The organism is Nocardia gamkensis NBRC 108242 (assembly GCF_001612985.1).
GTDB lineage: Bacteria > Actinomycetota > Actinomycetes > Mycobacteriales > Mycobacteriaceae > Nocardia > Nocardia gamkensis.
The window spans coordinates 20,238-46,008 of the sequence record NZ_BDBM01000032.1 but is presented as its reverse complement, the minus strand read 5'-3'; the positions used below and the strand labels follow the sequence as shown (position 1 = coordinate 46,008).

20 protein-coding genes are annotated in these 25,771 nt (G+C 65.7%); 14 read left to right on the top strand and 6 right to left on the bottom strand.

What is annotated here, in order from left to right:
• Positions 1–323: 323 nt before the first annotated feature.
• Positions 324–1,163, bottom strand: a complete 840-nt coding sequence (locus NG1_RS23995) for a MerR family transcriptional regulator (RefSeq protein ID WP_062974364.1) — start codon at positions 1,161–1,163, stop codon at positions 324–326.
• A 294-nt stretch (positions 1,164–1,457) separates the two neighbouring features.
• Here NG1_RS23995 and NG1_RS23990 point away from each other — a divergent pair, with 294 nt between their 5' ends.
• The 3 genes from NG1_RS23990 to NG1_RS23980 all read left to right on the top strand — a co-directional run bounded on the left by NG1_RS23990 (position 1,458) and on the right by NG1_RS23980 (position 5,629).
• Positions 1,458–1,805, top strand: a complete 348-nt coding sequence (locus NG1_RS23990) for a DoxX family protein (protein WP_040871712.1) — start codon at positions 1,458–1,460, stop codon at positions 1,803–1,805.
• Positions 1,806–1,898: 93 nt separating this feature from the next.
• Positions 1,899–3,227: a cytochrome P450 gene (locus tag NG1_RS23985; protein ID WP_062974362.1), complete on the top strand. Its 1,329-nt coding sequence runs from the start codon at positions 1,899–1,901 to the stop codon at positions 3,225–3,227.
• Positions 3,228–3,619: 392 nt separating this feature from the next.
• The gene (locus NG1_RS23980) at positions 3,620–5,629 is read left to right on the top strand and encodes a polyprenyl synthetase family protein (protein ID WP_062974360.1); all 2,010 of its coding nucleotides are present in this window, start codon (positions 3,620–3,622) and stop codon (positions 5,627–5,629) included.
• Between the two features lie 66 nt (positions 5,630–5,695).
• Here NG1_RS23980 and NG1_RS23975 read toward each other — a convergent pair whose 3' ends face one another.
• Both NG1_RS23975 and NG1_RS23970 read right to left on the bottom strand, forming a co-directional pair.
• The gene (locus tag NG1_RS23975; RefSeq protein ID WP_062974358.1) at positions 5,696–6,505 is read right to left on the bottom strand and encodes an ABC transporter permease; all 810 of its coding nucleotides are present in this window, start codon (positions 6,503–6,505) and stop codon (positions 5,696–5,698) included.
• Positions 6,502–7,107, bottom strand: coding sequence for an ABC transporter ATP-binding protein (locus tag NG1_RS23970; protein ID WP_062974356.1), 606 nt, complete (start codon positions 7,105–7,107; stop codon positions 6,502–6,504). Before NG1_RS23970 ends, NG1_RS23975 begins: the two co-directional genes overlap by 4 nt.
• A gap of 183 nt (positions 7,108–7,290) precedes the next feature.
• Between NG1_RS23970 and NG1_RS23965 the strand changes: the two genes are divergently transcribed.
• From NG1_RS23965 to NG1_RS23950, 3 genes are all read left to right on the top strand, one after another.
• Positions 7,291–11,436 (top strand): nSTAND1 domain-containing NTPase, encoded by a 4,146-nt coding sequence (locus NG1_RS23965; protein WP_063910416.1) that lies wholly within the window; start codon positions 7,291–7,293, stop codon positions 11,434–11,436.
• Between the two features lie 122 nt (positions 11,437–11,558).
• A complete protein-coding gene (locus NG1_RS23960) occupies positions 11,559–11,942 on the top strand; it encodes a hypothetical protein (RefSeq protein ID WP_062974352.1) in 384 nt (127 codons plus the stop codon).
• A 1,205-nt stretch (positions 11,943–13,147) separates the two neighbouring features.
• Entirely contained in the window at positions 13,148–13,909 is a 762-nt protein-coding gene (locus NG1_RS23950) for a dienelactone hydrolase family protein (RefSeq protein ID WP_062974348.1), read from the top strand.
• 275 nt (positions 13,910–14,184) lie between these two features.
• On the opposite strand, the gene NG1_RS23945 is transcribed toward NG1_RS23950, so the two are convergent.
• Complete coding sequence (locus NG1_RS23945) at positions 14,185–15,111, bottom strand: quinone oxidoreductase family protein (protein ID WP_062974346.1); 927 nt, start codon at positions 15,109–15,111, stop codon at positions 14,185–14,187.
• 80 nt (positions 15,112–15,191) lie between these two features.
• On the opposite strand from NG1_RS23945, the gene NG1_RS23940 reads away from it, so the two are divergent.
• Positions 15,192–15,644, top strand: a complete 453-nt coding sequence (locus NG1_RS23940; RefSeq protein ID WP_062974476.1) for a MarR family winged helix-turn-helix transcriptional regulator — start codon at positions 15,192–15,194, stop codon at positions 15,642–15,644.
• Between the two features lie 150 nt (positions 15,645–15,794).
• On the opposite strand, the gene NG1_RS23935 is transcribed toward NG1_RS23940, so the two are convergent.
• Positions 15,795–17,276: a phospholipase D-like domain-containing protein gene (locus NG1_RS23935; protein WP_062974344.1), complete on the bottom strand. Its 1,482-nt coding sequence runs from the start codon at positions 17,274–17,276 to the stop codon at positions 15,795–15,797.
• A gap of 320 nt (positions 17,277–17,596) precedes the next feature.
• Between NG1_RS23935 and NG1_RS23930 the strand changes: the two genes are divergently transcribed.
• The 3 genes from NG1_RS23930 (at position 17,597) to NG1_RS23920 (ending at position 20,571) form a co-directional block, all read left to right on the top strand.
• Positions 17,597–18,901 (top strand): serine hydrolase domain-containing protein, encoded by a 1,305-nt coding sequence (locus tag NG1_RS23930; RefSeq protein ID WP_245660021.1) that lies wholly within the window; start codon positions 17,597–17,599, stop codon positions 18,899–18,901.
• Positions 18,902–19,154: 253 nt separating this feature from the next.
• Entirely contained in the window at positions 19,155–19,886 is a 732-nt protein-coding gene (locus NG1_RS23925; protein ID WP_062974340.1) for a dienelactone hydrolase family protein, read from the top strand.
• Between the two features lie 82 nt (positions 19,887–19,968).
• Positions 19,969–20,571, top strand: coding sequence for a DoxX family protein (locus tag NG1_RS23920; RefSeq protein WP_245660020.1), 603 nt, complete (start codon positions 19,969–19,971; stop codon positions 20,569–20,571).
• Between the two features lie 16 nt (positions 20,572–20,587).
• On the opposite strand, the gene NG1_RS23915 is transcribed toward NG1_RS23920, so the two are convergent.
• Positions 20,588–21,391 carry a HEAT repeat domain-containing protein gene (locus tag NG1_RS23915; protein ID WP_157114192.1) on the bottom strand — a complete coding sequence of 268 codons (804 nt, stop codon included), beginning with the start codon at positions 21,389–21,391 and terminating at the stop codon, positions 20,588–20,590.
• Positions 21,392–21,505: 114 nt separating this feature from the next.
• Here NG1_RS23915 and NG1_RS23910 point away from each other — a divergent pair, with 114 nt between their 5' ends.
• The 4 genes from NG1_RS23910 (at position 21,506) to rfbD (ending at position 25,768) form a co-directional block, all read left to right on the top strand.
• Complete coding sequence (locus NG1_RS23910; RefSeq protein ID WP_062974335.1) at positions 21,506–22,099, top strand: hypothetical protein; 594 nt, start codon at positions 21,506–21,508, stop codon at positions 22,097–22,099.
• A 261-nt stretch (positions 22,100–22,360) separates the two neighbouring features.
• Positions 22,361–23,557 (top strand): glycosyltransferase, encoded by a 1,197-nt coding sequence (locus tag NG1_RS38485; RefSeq protein ID WP_245660019.1) that lies wholly within the window; start codon positions 22,361–22,363, stop codon positions 23,555–23,557.
• Between the two features lies 1 nt (position 23,558).
• The gene (gene rfbH / locus NG1_RS23900; RefSeq protein ID WP_062974330.1) at positions 23,559–24,902 is read left to right on the top strand and encodes a lipopolysaccharide biosynthesis protein RfbH; all 1,344 of its coding nucleotides are present in this window, start codon (positions 23,559–23,561) and stop codon (positions 24,900–24,902) included.
• Positions 24,899–25,768: a dTDP-4-dehydrorhamnose reductase gene (gene rfbD, locus NG1_RS23895; protein WP_063910415.1), complete on the top strand. Its 870-nt coding sequence runs from the start codon at positions 24,899–24,901 to the stop codon at positions 25,766–25,768. The genes rfbH and rfbD overlap by 4 nt, the downstream gene beginning before the upstream one ends.
• Positions 25,769–25,771 lie beyond the last annotated feature (3 nt).

Genomic DNA, 25,771 nt, shown 5'->3' with positions numbered 1-25,771 from the left:
TATATGTATCCAGCCAACCGGTTTGTTCCCGCTTGCTCGATATATGTATCCAGCCGTCCAGCGACTCCGGAGCGACCGGCGGATCAGCCGATGGGTCGGCGGCCCCTGCCCCGGCGGCCGTGTGGGTGGCACCGCCGCCCGACCCGCAACCCCGCCTCACCGCAGCCACATGTATCGGCCGTGCGCCGACCGAACAGCGGGGAGGCGTTTTCTCCGCCACCGCGTCGACCGGTCCGCGGACACCGCCGGTCACCGGCACTATCACTCCCGCCGAGCCACCCGTGCCGCGACAGTCGACCAACGGCGGTGAGGCGAGGATGTGCTCACAGGACCGGGACGGTCACCGAGATCATCGCCTCCGACTCGGGCACCTGGCTGGGGTCGTTGCGGTAGACGTTGAAGTGGTGGGTCGAGACGTCGTCGTCCGTACGAGCGATCCGCAGACCGTTGTCATTGATGAAGGCCGCGATTCGATCGTGTGCTTGCGGGATCATCTCGGCGAACGGGCCGGTCACGGTCGCGCACACCGCGCGGCGAACCGGGACGTGCAGCGCCACGAGCGGGCTTTGGGCTTCGACACCTGCGGCGGTCTCCACGAAAACCGATTCGTCGACATGGGCCTCCCGGAATTCCCCGTCGTGTTCGATGCAGCCGCCCGCACCGGTGATCGCGATGTCCTGCCGCTGGAGCTCGGGCACGAATCGCTCCCACAGTTCCCCCTCGGCGGCGTAGTTCTCCACCGTCCCGCGCAGCGTCACCAGCGTCTGCGCGGGGATGTCGATCAATTGAACCTCGATGTCGGACAAGATGTTCTCCAATTCGTTCCGGTCGAGCATGCGCTCGATGAGGGCCAGCCGATGCCTGGCCGAGGCGGCCTCGTCCACGAGCGTCCGGCGCTGCAATCGCAGCGCATCGGTATACGCGGGAGTGCCGTATACGGCGAGCAGGGCTCCGATGGCGGACACGCCGAACCCGACGTCACGCAGCTGGCGAATCCGGGCGGCATCACCCAGCTGCTCCGGCGAATACCGGCGATATCCGCTGGCATCGACCACGGCGGGAGTCAGCACACCGCTCGAGTCGTAGTGCCGCAGCATCCGCACGCTGATCCTGCTCAACGAGGAAAAGCGGCCGATGGACATCAGCTTCGAGGGGTCGGTCACGCCAGTGAGTCTGCAACCTCACACGATGTCAGAGTCAACCGAATGCGGTTTTCTTCGCCATCGGCCCTTACTGAGCCGGAGTCGCGCGAGCCGATCTGCACCGTTTTCGCCACCGACTGCCCGGCGCGCTACCGCCGCGTCACCACAACCGAACTCGCGACCGAAGCCGCGGCCACCGGACAACCACCGAACCGGGTTGGGTTTTTCCGGATGTCACACTCCGGCGCGCTGCGTCGTCATCGAGGCGAACCCATCCGGACCAGGACTTACCGAAGAGAAACCGAGAAGATTCCCATGAACACTGCATACATCGTCGTCACCATCGTCGCTGCCGCCTGGGTCGGCTTCTCGGCGGTCTCGCTGCTGCGCCGGGCCGCGTTCGTCGTGGACCCGCTGGTGGAATACGGCGTGCCGCAATCGTGGTGGACGCCACTGGGATCGGCCAAGGCCGCTGGAGCGCTCGGGCTGATCGCCGGCCTCTTCGTTCCCGCGATCGGAGTCGCAGCGGCCATCGGCCTGATCCTGTACTTCGCAGGTGCGGTGATCACCGTGCTGCGGGCCCGCTCATACAAGACCGTGGCGTTTCCGATGCTCTACCTGATTCCGGTCGCGGTCGCGCTCGGTCTGGGCTTCGCAGCGTAAAGAAGGGGACGCCGCGCGGAGTCAGCGGTATCTATTGCCACTGCGGGGATTTCATGTTTGCGAGTCGCCGAGCAACGGGTTAAGGATGGCTACATGTCGCATGCCCCGATATCTCTGCGTGAACTCCCTCGGCTACGCACCCGCCACATCGCGCAAATCGGTGGACTGATGCGCCCCGGTACGCACCGATCTCCCTTGCTGGAATTCGGCGAACGGTTCGTCGTCTCGCCGCCGGGATTTCCGACCATGCTGGTCACTTACGACATGGACGATGTGCGAGGACTGTTCGCCAACCACGACGACTTCTCGGTCGGACAGGTGCTGAGCCGCTTCTCCAGCCACGACATGATGTTCGGCAAGCAGACGTTGATCTTCCTCGACGGTGACGACCATCGCCGCGAACGTCAACTGTTCGCGCCGCCGTTCCAGAGCAAGGCACTCCGGTCCTATGAGGATCTCATGGTGGAGGTGGTCCAGCGCGAACTGCCGACCTGGCCTGTTGGTGAACCGTTCGAGTTTCTGAAGGTCGGCTACGACTTGGCCATCGGCGTGCTGCTCGGCGTCGTCTTCGGCGACGTGGCTCCGCCCCGCAAGGACCGGCTGAAACAGGCGGTGAGCCGGTGGTTCGGGGAAATCGAAAGTCGCGGTTTTCTCGCCGTCACCCTGCTCACTCCGCTGGTCGGTGGCTATACGTTGCCCTACCCGCCGCTCAGCCGCCGCCAGTCCGAGGTCGACGCCCTCATCATCGAGGAGATCGCCGCGCGCCGGTCCACGCCCGGTGACGGGAACGGCCGGAAAGATGTGCTGTCGCGGTATGTCGGCACCGAACTGGATCAGCACGACGACGCCGCGTTGGCCCGCAATATGCGTGGCATCCTGCTGGGCGCCTACGAGACCACCGCCATCACGCTCGGCTGGATCGCCGCCATGCTGGCCGCCCACCCGGCAGCCATGGCCGAGCTCGACGCGGCGGTCGACGCAGGCGACGGCGCCCGGCTCGACACGTACCTCGACGCCGTGGTCGCCGAAACGATGCGAATCCGCCCGGTGTCTCCGTTCACCGGGCGGCGCGCGCTGCGCGACACCGTGGTCAACGGCGTCCAGGTCCCCAAGGGGGCCATCGTCATAGTCCCGATTCTCCTCATTCACGAATCACCCCGGCATTATTCGGACCCGATGGACTTCCGCCCCGAACGTTTCCTCGACGAGCCACCGAACGGCCGCACCTGGCTGACCTTCGGCGCCGGCGCGCATCGCTGTCTGGGCGCCCAATTCGCCTTGACGGAGGCGCGCATCCTCTTCCGCACCATCCTCGAGCATCGTCGCATCGGTGCGGCCACCGGTCCCGTCGAACCCCCACGTCGCTATCACACCGGCCTCAGCCCCGCCCACAACGCCCGGATCACCCTGCATCCCCGCTGATCAGAGCCGGAACGCGGCAAAACGATTCGCCGTCGACGGAGTCTTCGATCAAGTGGATTCGGGCATGTGCGGTGAGCTCCCGCCATCAAGCGGCGCGGTCCGCCGCGGCGCTGGCGGCATCGAGGCGATCGTGCGCACTCAGGCAGTCGGTGGTGCGTCAGGACACCGACATTCGTGTAGCCGCGCAAGCCTCTCCGACGCGAAGGCCCGACACACGTGGGCCGCCACGTTCGATGCGCGGCGCACACTGCCGATGTCCGCCGAGCCGCACCGCAACTGCGGAGCTGGCATCAATTTTGGTCGATCCCAACATCTTCCGCGTCGCCTGGTGTCGAATTGCCATTGATCGGCGGTGTTCTGGATGACCGATGCAACCAGTCAGGAGTGCCCGCGTGCCACGTGAAATAGATTCGGCTGTCTTCCCCCATCTGGACGCGGACCTGGACCGTGTCCGTGAGGTTCTCGGACCCGTTCGGCTGGAGGGTAGGCCTGAACTGGCCGCACTCACAGACGAAGGGCCGGACACCTCTCGCCGCCTGGTCCGCCCCACATTGACCCTATTGTCGTACTACCTGCTCACCGATCCCGCTGCCCCGGCCGACGACCGGGTGGTGCGCGCCGCCGCTGCCGTCGAGTTGCTGCATCTGGGCTCGCTCTACCACGACGACGTCATCGATCACGCATACGAGCGTCGAGGCCGTCCCAGTGCCAATGTGGTGTGGGGTTCGCATATGGCTGTGCTGGGTGGGGACTCCGTGATGCTCACAAGTGTGCGCATGCTGGCCGAACTCGGTCGGCGCGAGGTCCTCTCGGGGGCAATCGCCGGTGAGCAGATGTGCGCGGGCATGGTGATCGAGGCCGCCGACCTCCACGTGGCCTCCCGCAGCGAGCAGTCCTACCTGGACGCGATCGACGGCAAGACGGCGGCGGTGCTCTCGCTGGCATGCCTGGTGGGCGCGATGCAGGCCGGCCGGCCCGACGATCAGCAAGAGGCGGCCGCCCAGTTCGGCCGGTACTTCGGGCTGGCTTACCAGCTGTATGACGACATCCTCGATCTGACCTCCACCGCCGAAGAAATGGGCAAGCCTGTCAACGCGGACCTGTCCGCGGGCATTTACACACTGCCCGTGATCCGCGCGGCCGCCCGCGATCGAAGCCTTGCTCGCCTGTTGCAGAGCAGAATGACGCTCGAGCAAGCTGCGCGTGCCCGCGAGCTCGTCATCGCCTGCGGCGCCGTGGACGAAGCACAGGCGGTGGCCGACGAGTTCATGGACCGGGCTGCCGGTCAGCTCGCCACTCTGCCCGTTGACCCGCGCGCTCGCCGCGCGATCACCGCCTACGCCCGGTCCATCCTCGACCGGCGAGCTTCTGGTCCCTCGGTCCCCCGGCGGTCGACGCGGCCACCTCGAACTCATGGCAATGGGCTTTCGCCGCAACTCGCGCGATGGTTGCGGAACTGGCTGGTGGACACCGGCCTTGCCGTCTCCTCCGCCGAGGCGGACTACCACCGGTGGACAGGGGCGATCCAGATCCCCACGCACACGTTGGCCCCAGCAGCGAATGCGGTCCGTGAACAGACCGCCTACGCGATGGCTGTGCTGGTCCTCGCCTGGGATGACCTTTTCGAGGATCCGCAGCTGAGGGACCCCGAAGCCGTGACCGCGTTGCGACGTGGCATGGTGGCAACGCTGCGCCAGGACCCGGCGAAACCGTGGCGGCCCGGCGCGATTCCGACGGCGTGGGCGAGCATATGGCCGCGCTTGCGCGAGGGCCGGACCATCCGCTGGCAGAAGCGGTTCCTCGACGGCATCGAGGAGTGGTTCGAAGCCGCCGAACGCGAAGCGCACCATCGCATCAGTGGCTACATCCCTTCCACGGCCGACTACCTGCCGATGCGGATGTCGACCAGTGGGATCGAAACCGCCATCGCCTGCATGGAGGTGTACCACGACCGGGAACTACCGCCGACGCTGCGCGAACACCCCGTGATCCGCCGTCTCGAGGAACTGGCCTTCTGGGTCACCTTCGTGGAGAACGACCTGGTGGGACTAGATCAGGACGAGGCAGACCGAGTTCCCTACAACTTGGTGCGGGCGGTTCATCACGAAACCGGCTGCACTCGCGACGAAGCCGTGGACCAGGTGCGGCGCCAAGTAGCGGATCAGCGCGCTCAGCTCGAGGCGGTGATCCACTATGTCCCCGCGCTCCTGCGCGTTCTTCCCGGCCTATCGAGTCAGGGGAAGGATTACGCGGAGATGTATGTGAACATCACGAGCGTGGGGCTCTGGGGGCGTGAGAGCGATCGGTACACGCACACCTCCGCTACCACAGCGCCGGATCTCGAACGCTTGCGCCGTGAGGTCTACCTCCCTGCCGCCGAACCGGCTCCTACCGCCTCGTAAGCCCCGCAGCAGGCCGAACAGAGTGATGTCCCGCGCCCTCCACCGTGTGGTCGTGCGGGACGCTCCTCAGTGCTTCGCAGGTTGTCCGGACCCCATCGGGCCGGGGATGCGCATCCGTCGAAGAGAGGAGCGGGTGCACCGATGGAAAGCGATCAGTCCGACGAGGGCGCTCGCAATGAACCAGGCCAGTTGCACGGCGAAACCCGTCATCGGGGTGGCGTCGGAGAAACCGGCCGTGGTCGAAGCCTGCATTGCCCCATAGGAGGGCAGCCATCGCACGAAATCGCTGTCGGCCCCAGCACTGGCGATGGGGTTCTGTACGGCCATATCGAAACAGCTGATCATCGCGATGGCGAACATCCCCTCCACCTCACGGCGCAGCAGCGCGCCGAGGGCCACACCCAACGCCCCGTAAGTCATCGCCGAGCCGAAAAGCGCCGCAGCGAGCAGGACAGGCTGCCGCGGCGACCAGTAGCAGCAAATAACCGCGGTGGCGTACACGCAAACCACCACCGAGGCCACCACCAGGCAGGCGATCTTCGCCAAACCCAGAGCGACTCGGGGGTACCCGGCCATCGACAGACGCCGGTCGAATGCGCCGCTGCTGAAAGTGGCCGCGAACATCATGAATCCTATGATCAGCGAGACCGCCATCAGGGCGCCGCTGACCTGAGCGAGTTCATTACCGTTGGCGCGCAGAACCAGACCGGTGTCTCGAAGCCGGAACGGCACCTCGATGTCCGTGACGGCCACGCGGACCACGGTGATCAATATGGGGAGGAAGACGGCCACCAACAGCATGGCGAACCGGTTGCGAGCATGCTCGATGAGAGCATAGCGCGTGGCAATCACGAACAGCCGCACACCATTATTCATCCGGCCTGCTCCTGTCCGCCTCGTAAGACGCCGTCGCGCAACCGCCACACCTTATCCAGCTTGTCGGTGTCGTGAGCCAGATGCGAGACAACCAGAACCGACCGTCCGGTGTCACGGAACTCCGCGACCAGATCCCAGAAACGCAGATACGTCTCCCAGTCGAAACCCTGATACGGCTCATCCAGCAGCAAGACCTGCGGATCATGCATCACCGCCAGCGTCAAATTGAGCTTTTGCCGTGTGCCGCCACTGAGCGTCCCGACCCGCTCACCGGCATACTCGGAGAAACGTAAGATCTCCATGGCCTCCTCGGCGCGTCGCAGGTCCGGGATCGCATAGGCCGCGGCGAAGAAGTTCAGGTGCTGACGCACCGTGAAGGCGTCGTTCAGGATTACCTGCTGAGGGCAGTAACCGAACCGCCCACGGTGCCGGACCATCCCCCGGTCCGGTCGCAGCCCTCCGGACAAAACCTTCAACAACGTCGACTTACCCGCCCCGTTCTCACCGACGATGCCCACCAGCGTCCCCGCAGGCAACACGATGTCGATGCCACGCAGCACCGACCGTCTGCCGTATGAGTAGTGGACGTCCTCCACCTCCATCAACGCCCCTACCCGCCGCCGATCTAGTGGGCCGACAGCGGCTCGAATGATATCAATCGACCACGAAACCCCGTGCCGGAAAGCCGATTGCGCGCCACCGGCACCTCCGGCGCGGAAGGTGCTCCGATTCGGCGTGCGGTAGCGTTGACGAGCGCGAGATGGTCTCTCCATCAAGGGGGCGTGATGACACGGCTGTTCCTGAGTCATTCGAGTCGGAACAGTGTGCAGGCTGTCGCGCTGTTGCGCTGGCTGGTCGAGCAACGGCCCGCGTTGACGGGCAACATCTTCTTGGATCTCGACGAGAAATCCGGGATCGCTCAGGGTGTCCGTTGGCGAGATGCCCTACGCGGGGGATTGGCACGCTGCGAAGCGGTGATCTGCTTGACCTCGCGGGATTGGCACACCTCGGCCGAATGCGTTGCCGAGTACCTGACGGCGGTGAATCTCGGCAAGCGGATCTACTGTGCCAGGCTGGAACCGTTCACCGATACGGATCCGACCCGTGAATGGCAACGGTGCGACCTGTTCGGCGACGGTCCGGTCACCGAGATCCAGGTCGATGGGCAACTCGAGCCGGTGCGAATGCGCACCGAAGGCTTGCGCAGATTGTTGGACGGCCTGGGCGACGCCGGGATCGGTGCCGAAAACTTTCCGTGGCCGCCCGCAGGCGAGCCGGACCGGTCGCCGTACCGGGGCTGGCGACCCTTCGATGCCGTGGACGCCGCCGTGTATTTCGGACGCGAGGTGCAGGTCATGGCGGGTCTGGAACATCTGCGGCGGATGCGGTCGATCGGTGCCGAGTCGATGTTCGTGGTGCTGGGAGCGTCGGGGACGGGCAAATCGTCGTTTCTGCGCGCGGGATTGTTGCCGCGGCTGGCTCGGGAGGATCGGCACTTTCTCGTACTGGACATCATGCGGCCGGAACGTCGAGCGCTCACCGGTGCTCACGGCCTGGCCGCGGTCATCTACGCCACCCGAACTCGCCTCGGGTTGACCACTCCGACCCTCGGGGAGATCAAATCCGCGTTGCCCGACGTCGATCGCGCACGTGAGTGGCTCGTCCAGATGCAGCACGCCGCGCGAGACAGGTGGCCATCCAACGATGTCGATATACCCCTGCCGACGTTGTTGCTGCCCATCGATCAAGCCGAAGAGCTGTTCGTCGCCGACGCCGGGGCGCAGGGCGAGCAATTCCTGAAGCTGCTGGGCACGCTGCTCGCCGTACCGGACGAGGTGGGCACACAGCACGTGTCGATCAAGGCGGCGGTCACCATCCGTACCGATCGCTATGAGCAGCTACAGAATTCCGTGCAGATGAAGACGGTGCCGCGATTCGTCTTCGACGCGCTCGAGCCGTTGCCGCGGACCCAGTTCAAGGAGGTCATCACCGGGCCGGCGGCTCGTGCCGACGACAGTGTGGCACTGCGCATCGAACCGGACTTGGTGGATCGGCTCCTGGCCGACGGTGATCACGGCGCCGACACCCTGCCGCTGCTGGCACTGACGCTGTCGCGACTCTACGACGACTATGCCGCGAGCGGAACGCTGACTGTCGAGAATTACAACGCGATGGGCGGTATCGACCGGGTCGTCCACACCGAGGTCGAATCGCTGCTGTCCACCGATCCGCGGATACGACAGCGGCAGTTGGAGGTGTTGCGCTCGGCGTTCATCCCCGCGTTGGCGACCGTAGATCCCGACAGCGATCAGCCGATGCGTCGCATCGCTCGCTGGGAAGAACTCCCCGAGGAGGCGCACGAGCTGATCGACGGGTTCGTGGACAAGCGATTGCTGGTCAAGGACCGCCGCGACGGCGAGGTGATCGTCGAGGTGGCACTGGAAAGCCTACTGCGGCGCTGGGATTCGCTGGCCGGATGGCTCCGCGCGCAGGCCGACGACCTCAAGGCCGCCGACCGCCTCGAACGTGCTGTCGAAGGCTGGAATCGCAACGGTCGTGACCAGTCGTGGCTGCTGGAAGGGACCCGGCTCGCCGAAGCCGAAACGCTCTCGGCGAAACCGGATTATCAGCGACGTCTCCAGCCCGCCCGTGAATTCCTCCTCGCGTCCCGCCGTCGGGAAGAGGATCGCCTCACGGCATTGCGTCGCCGGGCTCGAGCGCTCGCGGCGTTGCTGGTCGTCGCCGTCGCGGTGGCGGGATTGGCCGGAGCGGGATTCTGGCGAGCCGATACCGCGGGCAAACGGGCGGAGGCCGCGAGCATCCGGGCCGAGGCGCGCACCCGCGAGGCGGTCGGGCGACAGTTGGTCGCGGAAGCGCAGGCCATGTTCGAGCAGAGCCGGTCCGGTGGCGATATTCGAGCTGTTCAGCAAATTCTCGCGGCACACGCCCTAGCGCCGAGCCCCGAGACCGCGGGCGCTATCGTCGGTGCGCTCTATGAGCGGCGACAGACAGCCAAAATCGTCGACACCGGGTCGGACGTCTGGGATGTGGTGTTCAGTCCTGATGGGCGTCGGGTGGTCACCGGGGGTCTCGATTTACGGTTGCGGTCGTGGGATGCCGATTCCGGTGAACTGGTCGGGGAGCCGCGGCAGATCCCCACACGTACCCTGGGGGTTCAATTCAAACGGCTCAGCCTGGACGGGCGTCGGGCCGTCACCAGCCAGTTGGGCGGGCCGCTGCGACTGTGGGATGTCGAATCCGGACAACCGACCGGGCAGCCGCTGAACGTCGATATCGGCATCTTGGGGGATGTGGCTGTCAGCCCGGGCGGGCGGCGAGTCGTCACCGGCGATCAGGACGGCGCCGTGCGGTTGTGGGACGCCGAGTCCGGACAGCCGATCGGGCGGCCGCTGATCGGCCACACCAACGCCGTGGACAGCGTGGCATTCAGCCCGGACGGGCGTCGCATCGTCTCCGGCAGTTTGGACAGGACCGTGCGGTTGTGGGACGCCGAGTCGGGACAGCCGATCGGGCGGCCGCTGATCGGCCACACCGACACCGTGGACAGCGTGGCATTCAGCCCGGACGGGCGTCGCGTCATCTCGGGGGGTTCCGACAGGACGGCGCGTTTGTGGGACGTCGAGTCGGGCAACTCGATCGGGAGGCCGCTGACCGGTCACGCCGACTATGTGTCGAGTCTGGCGTTCAGTCCTGATGGGCGGTGGGTCGTGACCGGTGACTACCGCGGGATCCTGCGTCTGTGGGATGTCGGGTCGGGCCAATTGATCGGGGCGCCTATGCTCGGCCACACCAACGGCGTCATGAATGTCGCGTTCAGCCCGGATGGCAGGCGAATTGTCTCCGGCAGCCTCGATGGGACGGTGCGGATATGGGACGTCGGGCGCGGGTATCTGATCGGGCAGCCGATGATCGGCCACAGCAACATCGTGGCGAGTGTGGCCTTCAGTCCGGATGGTAAACGTATCGCCTCGGGCAGTTCCGATGGGACGGTGCGGTTGTGGGGTGTCGGATCCGGGCAAACGCTAGGAGAGCCGCTGATCGGCCACACTCAGGCTGTCAAACGCGTGGTCTTCAGTCCCGACGGTAGGAAAATCGTCTCCGTCAGTCATGACGGGACGATGCGATTGTGGGATGTCGACGCGGGGCGGCCGATCGGGGAGCCGCTCACAGGCCTCGGCAACGCCGTGCCGAACGCGGTTTTCACTCCGGACGGCAAACGCGTTGTCTCCGGTTCCGACAAGAAGTTGCTGTTCTGGGATGCCGAGTCCGGCAAAAGGATCCGGGAACTTCCGATCGGAGACAGAGTCGGCGCGGAGAATGCGGTCTTCAGCTCGGACGGCACGCGAGTCGCGACCGACTGGGGCGGGACGGTGCAGTTATGGGATGTCGAGTCCGGGCGCAAGATCGAAGAACTGCCGGACAGCGGCAGCGCCCCTGTGGGCGGCATGGCATTCAGTCCCGACGGGAAGCGGTTCGCCACCGGTGGGCACGACGGGATGGTGCGGTCGTGGGATATCGAGTCCGCACGACCGCTCGGCCAACCGACGATCGGCCACAACGACATCGTGAAGAGTGTGACCTTCAGCCCAGACGGTAAGCGAATCGTCTCCGGTAGCCGCGACAGGACGGTGCGGTTGTGGGACACCGAGTCCGGACAACTGCTCGGCACTCCGATGATCGGCCACATCAGCGAGGTCGCGAGCGTGGCGTTCAGCCCGGACGGGACGCTGGTCGCCTCCGGAAGTTGGGACACGACGGTGCGAGTATGGCCTGCCTACGACGCCGATCCCGACAAGCTGTGCGCCAAACTCACTTCCAATATGAGCCAGAGGAATTGGAGTGACCGGGTGCGCATGCCGAACCAGCCTTACATCGAACTCTGCCCCGGCCTGCCGATCAGCCCGAGGTGAGGACGCACGCGGGACGGTAGCCGCTGTGCGCCGCGGCGAGCGCGCACTGGAGACGCGCCGAATTCGCCCAGGAGTGGCCAGGGCCGGAACGCCGCAGCGCCGACGCAGGTCGAGCAGCCCCCTTGCGGTACCGTCGGGAAGGGGCCTGGAACCGGGCCCACTACCCCGGCGATCTGGCCGACGACGGGCTCGACTGTGGCATCTCGGCTCTGACGACCCGGGCCGGCGCCGTCGGCGAGATCGCCGAACGGCTGGAGTTCGACAACACCGACACCGGTATGCCGGAGTTGTGTGATCAACTGCTCGACGACGCCGAGCGTGGCGCTGCGACCGAGACCGTGCTTCGATCCTTCGCCGAGACGATAGCGCGGTTGAAGACACAGCGCTACCCCGAGGACGATCCCCGACCACGCACCGACAACGACCTCACCGCCACGTTCGCCCTGGCCGCGCGTGCCGGTCTCGACACGGCCACCTGGACCGGCACGCTCGGCGCCCGAAGCTGAACCGACGGCCCGTGCGGGTGCCCTGCACTCCTCCCCCTCCCCGAGCCGGGGCCACCTGGCGTGCCCGAGGCCCCTCAGTGGTTTCCTATTGAGGGAGAATATGGACGTGCGCGACGCAATCAGCAATAAGTGGAAACATCAGCTCGGCCTACCAGCGGTCATGGCGCCGACGGGTGCAGTGGCACTCGTCGGCTGCTAGTTCGATGTCGGAGCGAGAAGTGCCGGGAGGGGAATCCTCGACAGGTCCCGGCGGGAAGAGGTTCGACGAGCTGGAACTGCTGCGCAGGAAGTCGGAAGAAGGAAGCAGGGCTGTGGAGACCCCCGGAGACGGCACATCGAACGTCACCCGCCTACCGCGTCGCCCGCGGCGCGTGGCGGAAGAGGCCGGCGAGCGTCTCCAGAAGACTTGGCGCTCGGAAGGCGGCTCCGTCTACGATCCTGCACCGACCAAGCCCGTACTGCGATCGGAACTGCAGCGGGAGACAGGGTGGTGGCCGGTCGACCCAGGCGCGGCACGGCACCCCGCCCCCGTGAATGATCCGGGCAGCGCCGAGCCTGAGGGGAATGTCGTCGATCTCGACGCGCTGCGGCGGAAACGAGCTGGTGACGACGCTCCGGCCGCCGGCATCCGGCGCATGGTCAAACCGCGGCGAATCGAGAAGAGTGCGGGCGAGGGATCAGGCACCGAAGGTGAGCCCGACAGGGATCCCGATTCTCCATAGGTGGACGGACCGGCTGGGCCACGCTGACTCTCCGCGAGGCCGTCGACGCATCCACCACCCACATACCCGTCGGGAATCCACGAGCATTGCGCCAACTGGTGCGGGAACTGCTCATCGATCCGCCACGGGTCCGCTGACACCGACCACGACTATGAGCAGCCGATGAGAGAGTGGGACACACACCGACGTGTCTCCTTCGGAGACTCACCGCGCCCTTGGGGGGTGCCGAGGTCAGGCGGCGAGGTCACCGAGTGGCGATGACTACCTCAGAGTTGACATATGTCCTGTCCGGTGGGCTACGGTGTGAGGCGATGACTACCGGGACGGCGATGCGCCACACACGGATTGGTTACCCGGCGCTGTTCTGAACGCCGCGCGGGCCGCTGTCAGTCGGCTTGTCGATCGAGGCTTCTGCGGTATCGCGCGGGCTCCGCCTTCGTCGTGTTGATCACAAGACATCAACCACGACAGAAGGATTCCACGATGACTGCAACGCATGGTACGCCGGTCGAGGTGCAGACACCCGATGGTGTCGCCGACGCATATGTCGCTTACCCCGACGATGGTGCCGCCCATCCGGGAGTACTGGTGATTCAGGACGGTTTCGGACTGCGGCCCAGCCTGCGGACGCTGGCTGATCGTATTGCCGCCCACGGCTATACCGTCCTGCTTCCGAATGCCTATTACCGGCACGGGCGGGCACCGGTAATCGAGTTGCCGGACTTCATCGACCCGGCGGAGCGGCCGGACATCTTCCAGCAGGTCTTCCCGATGATCCGCGAGTTGACACCGGAGCTTCTGCGTTCCGATGCCGGCGCTTACCTCGAGTGGCTGGCAGCCTCGCCGCATGTCTCCGAGGGGAAGGTCGGCGTCACCGGCTACTGCATGGGGGCGCGGCTGGCGGTGCTGGTCGCTGCCATGTTCCCCGATCGGGTTGCGGCGGTGGCCGGTTTCCATGGCGGCCCGCTCGTCACCGATACCTCGGACAGTCCGCACCTTGTCGTCGGAAATATCACCGCGGAGCTGTATTTCGCCCACGCCGGCGAGGATGACCACATGACTCCCGAACACATCGGCCGGTTCGACAAGGCACTCGCCGCCGCTGGCGTCCGCTACCGCACCGAGGTCTACGAAGGGGCTCAACACGGCTATACCCAGGCCGACACCTCCGCCCACGATCCCGAAGCTGCCGAACGGCACTACCGCGAATTACTGGCCCTGTTCGACCGCAATCTGCGCCAGTAGCAACCCGGATACGGAGCCGACCATGCAGCCCTTGCGGCAATCGCCGTCTACTGCGGCATGTGGTTGGTTGAAAGCGCGGACAGCGGAGACCGCGTGCTGCCTCGGGACCAACTTCCCGAGGCAGCACCGTGTCAACGCCGTATGCCGGCCGGTTACGCCTCTACGCCGCCATGCGAGGCCCGGCCAGAACCCGGATATCCGTGGCTTCCGGAGGCAAAGCTTGTGACTGTCGGCGCGGACTCTCCGTGCGCCGGTAAATACCGGCGGGCCTCGTGTCAGGGGACATAGACGATGCGGTCCTCCGTCTCCGCGCTCCACGTCTCGGTGATCTGAGCGAGGGGCAATGGACGCGCCTGCACGTCGATCGCGCCGGTGTGCACCGCGACGGCGAGTTCCGGAAGCTCCGCGAGGATGTCGCGGGAGGAGACCGAGCCGATACCGCTGCCGCAGATCTGTAGCCGGGATGCGCGCAGCAGCGCGGAGTGGAGGGGACTCGTCTGGCCGGCGACGGATCCGATCTGAATCCAGTCCAGCGGGGCGGAGCGGTCGCGGCGTGCGCTGATCATCGCGGTCATCGCACGGGCGGAAGGTTCTCCCCACACGTAGTCGAGGACGACGTCGACGTCGGCGGCGCGGTCGGTCTGCTCGAACGTCACCGTCTCGTCCGCGCCGAGGTCGTGCAGCGCGGCGAGCCGGGAAGCATTGCGCCCGGCGGCGATCACGTATGCGGCACCGAATTGCTTCGCTATCTGCACCGCCATGCGTCCAGCGCTACCCGTGGCACCCAGGACGAGGACGCGCTGCCCCTTTTGGAACGCGATGCGGCGGCGCAGGGCGACCCACGACGACATCGCCGGGTTCATCGCGGCAGCGATGTGCACCGGGTCGACATCGCCCGGTAGTACCACGCTGCGCCTGGGATCGATCACCGTCTGTTCGGCGAACATGCCCAGGTCGCTGTCGTCCAGCACCGCGTACCTGAGGTTTCCGTGCCGGTCGCGCACGACGCCGTCGACGCCGGGAACGAACGGGAGCCTGTCGGTGCTGCTGTAGTGCGTGCCGTTCGCCCGAGCCCTGACCAGGTGGTGTAAACCGGCCGCGAGTACGTCCACGACCATCTCGTTCTCCCCCTCGGCGATCGGGGCGGGGTACTCGCTGTACCGGGGTGGAGCGTCGAAGCTGGTGACAACGGCGGCGTGCATGGCGACTCCTCAGTTTATTTGTATTACCAACTAATCCGAGCTTGGTTGGTAATGCAAACTATGTGAAGTACGATCACGACATGAGACCTGACGATGCGCTCGAGGATGCCCTCGTTCGGACGTCCTTCCGGGTGATGGCCGTGCTCACCCGCATCGGTTCGGAGCACGACCTGTCTCTCACCCAGCTGCGGCTACTCGGCTTCCTGCGCGACCGCCGACCGCGGATGACCGATCTGGCGGTGTTCCTCGGTCTGGACAAGTCCACGATGTCCGGGCTCGTCGAGCGGGCCGAGCGCCGAGGTCTCGTGGCACGAGGCAAATCGCCGGAGGATCGCCGGGTGGTCGATGTGTTCATCACTCCCACGGGCAGCGAACTCGCCGGACGGCTGCAAGAAGAGATCCGCGCGGCCCTGGCCCCCTACACCGACCGGCTATGCGCCGACGATCGCCACGCACTCACGCAGCTGCTCGCCTCCCTTTCCGGTACCCCGCCAGAGAACGGCGGGAAAGAAGGGTCGACGAACGCGCTGTGAGTCCACCGAGCACCGGTTATTCATCGGCGCGCTTTCCAGCACGAACCGAAAGGGGGCAGCCCAGTCGGACCGCCCCCTCGGCTGCGTGTCCTACGCGCTGGGAATCTGCTCGGTCGGGAGGAACTCGACCCCGTGCGTCCGCCACGTAGATCAGCGCACCGCCACCGCTGTCTTCAGCCTGCGGATACTCCGGATCAGCAACGGGTTGTCGCGCAGGCTCGGTGGCGTGCGTTCGGGATCCATCAGTTCGTTCTCCGCGAGCGGGCTGTCTTCGTCCTCGACGGTCCCCGGCTCGAACCGCACCAGGGTCCGGCCGTTGCCGCGCAACCTCTCGACGGTGCGCAGAAGAGACGACGTCTCGGCGAGTGTGGCGTCGAATTTCGCGGGTTCGGCATCGAGATGTTCGCAGATCAGCTGGCGGCGGATACCGAGGATGGTTTCCCGCAGCAGGTCACCGTCCACGGTGGCGGGGGTGACCTCGACGGCCAGATCGCATTCGGTGTCGAAGCCCATCGAACGGTTGTTGAGGTTCGACGATCCCACCCGCAGCAGCCGATCGTCCATCACCAATACCTTGGCGTGGACGTAGATCGGCGCGCCGGCCTCGGTGACGGGGTAGTAGACGCCGAACCGGTTCTCGGTATCGGCCTTCCACAACAGCTGCAGTAAGCGGCGACGGGCCCCATCCATCGCCTGTTGCTCGAGCCAGCCGTCGGCGTGACGCGGCAGCACCAGCACGATCTCCGGACCGTTCGGCTCACGCAGCCGAGCGGCGATCGCCTCGGCGAGAGTGCGCGAGGCCAGGTACTGACTCTCGATGTACAGCGACCGCCTGGCGCCCGCGATCGCCGCCAGATACAACGCCTCGACCTCCCGCACTTCGGCGCGGTCGGCGAGCTCGGGGAAGGTCCGCGCGATACCCACATCCACCGACCGCATCGTCGGCTCCAGCCCCTCCGGCCACGGCGTGTCACCGGCGAGCTCGTCGACCGCGGCCAATTGCTGTCCCGTCGCCGCCTTCCACCGGGCCCGGGCCAATTCGCCGATCGCCTTCGCCGCATCGCCGTCGACAGCGGTGGTCGCGTCGTGCCATGGTCCGTACCGGCGGCCGTTGGGCTCGGTTCGGTAGTGGTTGTCGTCCCGATGGTCGCTGGTGTCCCAGCGATCGACGGTCATGTCGATACCACCGCAGAACGCGAGCGTGTCGTCGATCACCACGATCTTCTGATGGTGTGCCGAACCGATCGGGTGCGCGCCATCCATTTCGAGGTGCAACCGCCGATCGGTTATCCAATTGACGACGAAGATCGGTGTCATACCGCGGCTGATCGCCGCGAACGCACCGACATTCCATTTCAGCAGGTAGATGTCCAGATCTGGTCGCTGTTTCGGCAGCCAGGACAGGAATTTACCCAGCCGATCGGGCCCTTCGAGGGTCTTCTCCCCCGGTTCGAACTTGATTCGGGTATCGAAGTCCCAGCCGATCAGCACGATGCGCTTGCGGGCCTGCAACATCGCGGACTTGGCATGGCGGAAATAGTCCGCCGCATCGACAATGCACGCCAGCCGATCGGCCCGCGCGATCTGCCAGCAGGTGTCGCCGGGGGTGAGGATTTGTTGCTCGTCGCTCATGTGTAGTCAGTTCTCTCGTCCAGCCGGACACCCGTCCCCGCAGGTGAACGATTCACAGTACTGCGCGGTCGCGCACCGTTCCGGTCGCGGTCTTCGCTCGGGACCGCGAACGCGTGCTGGCCGTGCCGTCACGGTTTCGAAGCTGCTATCGCAACGGATCACCCGTCGCTCTGAGCAGGCAGCTGCGATGACGGTGCAGGTCCGCCCCCTACAAGTAGGGGCACCCGAGGAAGTAACCGGGTGCGAGGTGGGCGCGATGAGCCAGGTGGAGTTCGTCGAGAGCGGAGGACGGCGTGGGTCGAGGTATGAGAAGCATTGCGGTGGCTGCCATTACGGTGGCCGCGTCGATGCTCGGGATCGGTGCACCTGTGCTGGCGCATGCCGAGCCGGACGGGCTGAAGCATTGCGCGGTCAGCAGTGGACGAGTACCCGAAACGGCCACACCGGAAGAGGTCGGACTCGATTCGGCGGCGCTGCGTCGGGCGGTGGCGCTCGCGGCGGATTCTACGCGCACGACGCTGCAGGTATTCCGGAACAATTGCCTGATCGCGACCGGCCCGAGCCACGCGCGGGCCGCCGGTGTGCCGTGGAATCTCTGGAGCAGCACCAAAAGCGTGGTTTCGATGGTGGCCGGGGTCGCGGTGGACGAGCAGCGGCTGCGGCTCGACGACCCGATCGGCGCCTATCTGCCGCCCGAACTCGGTGATGCCGCTCATCGCGCGATCACCGTGCGGAATCTGCTCATCGAAGCCAGCGGCATGCGGGTGGCGGTGGCCTCCGAGGGCATCACCGGACTGGCGCAGATCGACCCGAATGTGGTCGCGCAGGCGCTGGCGATGCCGATCGATCAACAGCAAGGCGTCGAGTGGCGCTACAGCCAGCGCGCTGTCGATCTGCTCGTGTACGTCATCCAGCGTGCGGTCGACGAGGACTTCCAGGCGTACACGCAGCGAAAGCTGTTCGATCCGTTGGGTATTTTTCCGACCGACTACTTCTGGGGGCGGGACCGCAGTGGAAACACCTACGGTTACGCGCATCTGCTGCTGCCGCCAGACGATTTCGCCAAGCTGGGTCTGCTGCTCACAAATCGCGGCCAGTGGGACGGTCACCGGATCATCTCGGCGGATTATCTCGCGCAGGCCGGCCGTCCCACGCCGACGAATCCGTGCTACGGCTTCCTGTTCGTAGTGAACGGGCCGGACTGCGCGAACTACTTTCCCGGTCTGCCGCCGGATGCGATGCAGATGTCGGGGATGATGCGCCAGGACAATTTCATCGTGCCGAGCCTCGGTTTGATGGTCAGTTGGACCGGTGTGACGGTTCCGGGGAGCGCGTTGAGCTTCCCGCACGACGTCCTGCGTGCGGTTGGCGCCGCCTTCCTGGAACCCCGCATACCCGCCGCGGCGCCGTACGAACAGCAATCGGATGTCCAGCTGTCCGATCCGATGATCTCGAACCCGGACGCGACTCTCGCCGCACTCGGCATCGGCCCGATGGCCTACCCGGGATGCAACCCGCTGTCCTGCTTGGGCAAGCCCATGTCCGCGCCGTTCGCGAATTGGCCAGCGGGTTGTTTCATCTTCGCCTGCGTCGGCCCCCACCCGGCGACACCGGGAATTCGCTAGCGGCACTCGGTATCGGCGCCCGGCCCGCTGCCCGGCGGCCCCGCCGGACAGCCGCGGCGGCATCCCCGGAGTCTCCGCGAAAACCTGTTGGCGGACCAAGCCGACCGCTGCTACCTTTCCGGAAGCCGTGCCAGAGAACGAGGAGGTGGTACCCGTGAACGCAGTATCTACATGGGTGCTCCCCTCTGGGGTCACGGTCGGGCGATAGGTCGTCCGGGAGCGCCGCTCGAGAGCACTCCCGAAAGGCACGACCATGCAATTCACTTCCGAACAGCGCTTCGCCGACGGCGTCCTCGAACGCGAATTCACCCTCGGCGAGATCCCCGGCATCCTGTGGACGCCCGGATCCGCATCCGCACCGGCCCCGCTGATCCTGATCGGCCATCCCGGCGGACTCCGCCAGATGTACCCCCGACTGGTGGGCCGGGCCCGGCACTCCGTGGCGGAGGGCTTCGCCGCGGCCACCATCGAGCTCCCCGGCAGCGGTGACCGGCCGCGTTCGGCCGCCGCCGAACAGGCCCGCGCCGACCTGCGCCGGGCGGTGACGGCCGGCGAGCCGGTCGACGACGAGATAGTCGACCGGCTCGTCCTCCCGCTGGTCGAAAAGGCGGTCCCGGAATGGCGGGCCGCCCTGGACGCCCTTCTTTCGCTGCCCGAGATCGGCGGCCCGGTGGGGTACTCGGGTGGGGTGATCTCCATCGGCGTCCGGCTGGCGGTGGTCGAGCCGCGCATCTCGGCCGCCGTTCTGTTCGCCGGAAGTTACGTGCCCCGCAGCATGTTCGAGGAAGCACGGCAGGTCACCATTCCGCTGCAAGTCCTGCTGCAATGGGACGACGAAGGAAACGACCGGCAGATGGCCCTGGACCTGTTCGACGCCTTCGGCTCCAAGGAGAAGACGCTGCACGCCAACATGGGCGGGCACACCGGCGTTCCGGCGTTCGAAGGAGACGACGCGAACCGGTTCTTCACCCGGCACCTGAAGTGAGGCCGGGCCGCCAGGCCGGCAGCGGACGATAGGAACTGCCGGCCCGACACCGCTCATCGAGGACAGGTCCCGGCCCTCTTCGATGGCGGTTGGTCGGCAGATGCACAAACGCCCCGACCGGGCGGTACCGGCCGGTCGGGGCGGCGCTCGGGAAATTCTCGCCGACAGCGATGAATTCTCGGACGGCGCTCCGTCCTATCCGTTGAACGCGCTGCCAACCCGGCGCGACCGACCAGAAGGACCAGAAATGACCACCGCCAACTCCACCGCCGAGTTCTCCAACAACGTCACCGGTCGTCCCGGCAAGGTCCGCAACCGCGTCCTGTGGACCCTGCAGATCCTGCTCGGCCTGTTCTTCATCATCGCTTCCGGCGGGCCGAAGCTTGTTATTCCGAACACCCTGACGGAGAACGCCCCCGAGAATCTCACCATCCCCCTCGGGCTGCTCATCTTCATCGGAGTTGCGGAGGTTGCCGGTGGCATCGGCCTGATGGTGCCACGGCTCAGTGCCCTGGCTGCCGCGGGTCTGTCCGTTCTCACCGTGCTCGCCGCCGGGACGCAGGCCTTCATCGCCGACAAGCCCTTGATGGGGATCTTCCCCCTGGTGCTTGCCGCGATCTTCGCCTGGATCGCCTACGAGCGCCGCGCCACGATCACCGATCTGCGTAACTCGCTCTCGCGATGACAAATCCGGTGGCCTTTCAGGATTCGCGGGCTGCGATTGCGGCTTGGATTCGTCGTAGCGTGCGGAGGCCCTTCTTCGCGGCGACGCTCACCATGCCATCGAAGACTGTGGAGCCCCGGTCGTGGGCCATCAGCCGTTCCAGCGTCGGCACGGCACGATCATCGCCGGTCGAACCGAGCGCGACTGCCGCCCAATATCGCTGGTCCGGGTCGTCACTGCCGGCCGCCGCGCACAGCCTCGGAATGACGTCCGGGGCAAACTTGGCCAGCGCGCTGGCGATATAGCCGATGCGGAAGTACCGGCGGTTCTCGAATTCGTCCCACAGTGCGGCCAAGGCCGCATCACCGCCGATCATGCCGAGGGCATCGGCGGCACGTTCGCGCATTCCTCCGATCGGGTCCCGCAGCACGGGCGTGAGCGCCGGGACGACCGATTCGTCGCCGAGGGTGCCCAGAGCGATCACCGCTTGCTCGCGAGCCATCTCCTGCGAATGGTCCAACATCGCGATCAAGCCGGGAACCGCATCGCGGAAGCCGAGCGCCGCGCAGCCCATCGCCGCCCATGCCTGGCAGTTGTACCGAGTGTCGGCGAGTGACGCGAGCAGGGGTGCCTTCAGGGTGTCGTCGCCGAAGACCGCCGCCTGGTTCAACGCCCGGCTGTACAGCGACCGGTGGTAGTCGGGATAGTCGCGGACGAGCGCGCGCAGTGCTTCCTTGGCGGATGTGTGCCCGTCAGCAGCCCGCGCGAGCAGCAGCCGCAGATTTGCTCCGCGGGTCTCCAGATCGCCGTCTTTGAGACTTCGCGTATCAGCTGGGTTCACCGCCCAACGGTACCTGGCGATGATCCGTTCCCCCGCCACGTCTCGGGCGTCAGCGGATGAACGGCCACTCGGCGCCCGAATACGACCATCGGTCCTCGGTGGCAGGATGCGGGTGTGGGTGATTATTTCGAACGTATCGTCGACCTCGATGTGACCTCGGCCGACGCGAGCACGCTGGCCGAGCACATGGTGGACTGGATGGTGTCGCGGCGATGGCTGCTTCGGGAGACTTCGCGTGACGCGATGTACAGCCTCCACGCCGACGAAGGCTATCTGCCGGGCCCCGACTGGCCGCAGATCACCCAGGAATGGGGCGCCGACTGGATCCCCGGCCCCGTTGCCGTCATCGCCGGCCGCCAAGACCACTATCCCGGCCAGGGCGCCATCGAACCGGCCTCCGCGGTATGCCCACGCTGCCAGGCCACCACCGTGATCATCGACTACCCGCAACAATGGGAAGCCGATCCCGCCGTATGGCAGCCGTTCTCGGACGCGATCGACACCTGGAAACGAACAGGCACCGGCTCGGCAATCTGCCCCTCCTGCACCACACCGAGCCCCATCACCACCTGGCAATGGACAGACGGCTTCGCCCTGGGCGCCCTCGCCTTCGACTTCTGGGGCTGGCCGCCCCTGACCGAGGACTTCATCACCGAATTCGCCACCCGGCTCGGGCACCGAATCGAACACCACGCCGGCAAGTTCTGACGAAATCACCGATGGGTGCCGGGCCGCGCACGCGCCGCTCCGGCTCATGCGACGCGCAACGCTTCCGCGCTCGCCCAGCCCGTGGCACCGGGTCGAGGAACCGCCGAGACCTACTGTGACAGTCCGGCTTCCACCGGGCGACTCACTCGACCCGCCCGAGCTGAAACCGTCGCAGGTCCAGTTGCCCGGAAACGCGTACAGCATTGTGCCCCAATGTGTCACGCTGCGGACATGGCTTTTTCGCGGGCAGATCGCATGCGCGTGCTGGTGACCGTCAACCAGTTCGAATCCCACTTCCGTGGACTGGTCACACTGGCCGACGCGCTGAGCAGACATGGCCACGATGTCCGCGTTGCGGCACCTGAGAAGTGGGGCGCCTGGCTGCACGGCAACTACGGCGTCGAGACCGTGGACGTGGGAATGCGATGGGCCGACCGCGAGTTCGATGCAGCGATTTTCGGACTTCTGCTCGACCGGGACATAGCCGCGTTCGACCGGATGTACATGACGGAGTTCCTCGGTGACCGGATCGCCCTGCGTGTCGCGGAAGACGTACTGGATCTGTCCGACCGGTGGCGGCCCGATGTCGTCCTGCACGAGTGCTCGGAGTTCGGCGGTTACCTGGCCGCGGAAGTGCTCGAAATACCCCACGTCACGGTGGATATCGGCCCGCTGACGCTTGTGCGAGACCTCCACGAAGACCTGATCCGGCCCGCTTTGACCACTCAGCGGGCCAAACTCGGGCTTCCGGAAGAACCGGCGGTACCGGGAATACTCCGGCATCTCACGGTCTCCCTGACGCCGAAAGAATTCAATAACTCCGATCTCGGTACTCCATTGGTCCGTTACCGGCACGAACCACCGGTACGCCACAATGATCAACTGCTGCCCGACGTGTTCACGTCGATGCCTGGTGATAGGCCGATCGTTTACCTCTCGCTGGGCTCGATCGGCCCCTTCTCCCCGAGGTTCCGGGATCGAATGGCCGAAATCTACAGGGAGGTCATCGCGGCTCTGGCCGAGCTCCGGTGTACCGCCGTCGTCTCGCTACCGTCGCTGTACCAGGATATATTCCGGTCGCTACCAGCACACATCCATGTCCTGCCGTACGTCCCCCAGTCGCTCGTATTGGCGAACGTGGACCTGTTCATCACACACGGTGGATTGAATTCGATGCGCGACACGATAACCTACGGAGTCCCGCACCTGGTACTTCCCTTCTTCGCCGATCATCCCGGAAATGCAGTACGCTGCGAAGCCCTCGGCACCGGCATCCACCTCGACCCAATGACCGTCACCGCCTCGGATGTTCTCACCGCCTGCCGGCGAATCCTCGACGACCCCGCCTACCGGCAGGCCGCGCGAGCACTCAAGCGGCATATGTGGGCGCTGCCGCCACAATCCGCATTCACCGACGACCTCAGAGATCTCATTTCAGGCTCGTACCGGGAGAAATAGAGTGAACGATCGAGAAGAACTGCTCACGATAATCCGGAAATTCCACAATTCGCAAAGCGAGCACCACTTCGTCGCGGGCGTCACCGAGATCCAATCATCCGGCGCCTGCCTCGACGACAAGGACAGGGGCGCAGTCCTCGAAGCCGCACTGGATATGCGTATCGCGGCCGGAATCCTGGCCGACCGATTCGAAAAAGAATTCGCCCGGAAAATGGGCCTCCGCAAGGCGCGGCTCACCAACTCCGGATCTTCCGCGAACCTGCTGGCGGTCAGTGCATTAACCGCCCCGGAGTTGGGTGATACCCGGCTGCGCCCCGGAGACGAGGTCATCACGGCTGCCGCCGGCTTCCCGACGACAGTGAACCCGATACTGCAAAACGGGTTGAAACCGGTTTTCGTAGATATCGACTCCACGACATACAACACGACGCCGGAAGCCGTGGAAGCGGCAATCGGCCCTAGAACCCGTGCCGTCGCACTGGCGCACACGCTCGGCAACCCGTTTCCGGTGGCAGAAATCTCCGCGTTGTGCGCGGAGCGCGGAATGTTTTTGATCGAAGACAATTGCGACGCAGTCGGATCGACATACCAGTCGCACCCTACCGGAACCTTCGGTGATCTGGCCACCGTCAGCTTCTATCCGGCACACCATTTGACCACGGGTGAGGGCGGATGTGTGCTGACCAACGACCTGACCACAGCTCGCGTCGTGAAGTCGCTGCGCGATTGGGGACGCGACTGCTGGTGCGAGCCGGGCGAAAGCAACAGATGCGGGAAGAGGTTCACCCAACAGCTGGGCGACCTCCCCTACGGATACGACCACAAGTACATCTATTCGCATATCGGATACAACCTGAAGACAACAGATATCCAAGCTGCGCTCGGACTCTCCCAGCTGGCCAGACTGGACGATTTCTGCGCCCGCCGGCGTCACAACTGGCGTCGGCTTCGCGAAGGCTTGGACGGGATCGACCATCTCCGGCTGCCGGAACCAACCCCCGGTAGCGATCCGAGCTGGTTCGGATTTGCCCTCACGGTGCTGTCGGACGCGCCTTTCGGCCGCATCGACATCGTCAACTTTCTCGAAAGCCGCAAAATAGCGACCCGAGGCCTGTTCGCCGGAAATCTCCTCCGCCATCCGGCGTACTCGAACATCGAGTGCCGTGTATCCGGAAGCCTGGCGGCCAGCGACTACGTCGCCGACAACACCTTCTGGGTCGGGGTGTACCCGGGGATAACCGACGAGATGACCGACTACATGATCGCCTCGGTCCGCGAGTATGTCTCCGGCTACCGGCGCTCCCAGGTGCGGGTTGTGCGGACCTCCCTCGAGGACAAGCGGTGAGCAGGCTGGTGGTCACCGGTGCCGACGGACTGCTCGGGAGCGCGATCACGAAGGCGACCAGCCCATTTCGTCGCGCTGATCGACAGGTGCTCGGGTTCGGATCGAAGGAACTCGATATCACCGATGAATCGGCGGTGAACGACACCATCGGCTCCGGCGATGTGGTCATCAACTGCGCGGCGTACACGAGCGTAGACGCCGCCGAGACCGAAGCCGACAAGGCGTTCGCGGTCAACGCGGTCGGTCCGGGACTACTGGCCCGAGCCTGCGCGAAGAAGGAAGCGCGACTGCTGCACATCTCGACCGCGTACGTCTTCGACGGGGCGGCGTCGCGTCCATGGGAAACCTGGTCGCCCACTAATCCTTTGAGCGTGTACGGAAGATCCAAATTGGCAGGTGAGGAGGCATCCCGAGCAGCGTTGCCCGAGGCGCGGATCGTCCGCACCATGTGGCTGTACTCGGGGACCGATCGGGATTTCCCGGCCGCGCTCGTGCGGAGATGCTCCCGGGGCGAGCACGTCGCGGTCGTCACCGACCAGATCGCCTCCCCGACCTACGTCGATGATCTCGTATCCGCACTGTTCGACCTCGTCGCGCACCCGAATCCACCGCGCCTGCTCCACGCGACCGGGGGCGGAGCCGCATCCAAATACCGATTCGCTCGGGCGATCATCGAATCGGCGGGGCTCGATGCGGGCCTGTTGCGGCCCTGCCGCACATCGGAATTCCGAGATGCCGCAGCCCGGCCGCGGAATGCCGTTCTGTCGAAAGCATCGTGGACAGACTGCGGCCTTCCGCCACTTCCCCACTGGCGTGACGGACTGCGCCGGGCGCTGGGAGCTGCACTTCCGGACGTCCGGCCGTGAGCG